The organism is Nonomuraea cavernae (genome assembly GCF_014646355.1).
GTDB lineage: Bacteria > Actinomycetota > Actinomycetes > Streptosporangiales > Streptosporangiaceae > Nonomuraea > Nonomuraea cavernae.
In genome coordinates this window covers 1-974 of record NZ_BMNH01000006.1, presented here as the reverse complement: position 1 = coordinate 974, position 974 = coordinate 1, and the positions used below count along the sequence as shown (strand labels likewise).

General features: G+C 66.4%; 1 protein-coding gene. It reads left to right on the top strand.

The annotated features are described in order from the left end of the window. The coding region (locus tag IEY82_RS12620; protein ID WP_506336432.1) for an RNA polymerDNA-directed RNA polymerase subunit B at positions 1-974 on the top strand (974 nt) is incomplete at both ends.

The window sequence follows — 974 nt, the reverse complement described above, 5'->3', positions numbered from 1 at the left end:
CGGATGTGCCCGATCGAGACCCCCGAAGGCCCCAACATCGGCCTGATCGGCTCGCTGGCCTCCTACGGACGCATCAACGCGTTCGGCTTCGTCGAGACGCCCTATCGCAAGGTCGTCGACGGCAAGGTCACCGACCAGATCGACTACCTGACCGCCGACGAGGAGGACCGCTTCGTCAAGGCGCAGGCCAACACGACGCTCAACCCCGACGGCTCGTTCGCCGAAAGGCGCGTCCTGGTCCGCACCAAGGGCGGTGAGACCGAGCTGGCCCGGGCCGAGGAGGTCGACTACATCGACGTGTCGCCGCGCCAGATGGTGTCGGTCGCCACCGCGATGATCCCGTTCCTCGAGCACGACGACGCCAACCGCGCGCTCATGGGCTCCAACATGCAGCGCCAGTCGGTGCCGCTGCTCAAGAGCGAGGCGCCGCTGGTCGGCACCGGCATGGAATACCGTGCCGCGACCGACGCCGGCGACGTCATCAGCGCCGAGAAGGCCGGTGTGGTGGAGGAGGTCTCCGCCGACTACGTCACGGTCATGAACGACGACGGCACCCGCACCACCTACCGGGTGGCGAAGTTCAAGCGCTCCAACCAGGGCACGAGCTTCAACCAGAAGCCGATCGTGGCCGAGGGTGACCGGGTCGAGGTCAACCAGGTGATCGCCGACGGTCCGTGCACCCAGAACGGTGAGATGGCGCTGGGCAAGAACCTCCTGGTGGCGTTCATGCCGTGGGAGGGTCACAACTACGAAGACGCGATCATCCTGTCGCAGCGGCTGGTCCAGGACGATGTCCTGTCCTCGATTCACATCGAGGAGCACGAGGTCGACGCCCGTGACACCAAGCTGGGGCCCGAGGAGATCACCCGAGACATCCCGAACGTGTCCGAGGAGGTGCTGGCCGATCTCGACGAGCGGGGCATCATCCGCATCGGCGCCGAGGTCGTTCCCGGTGACATCCTGGTCGGCAAGGT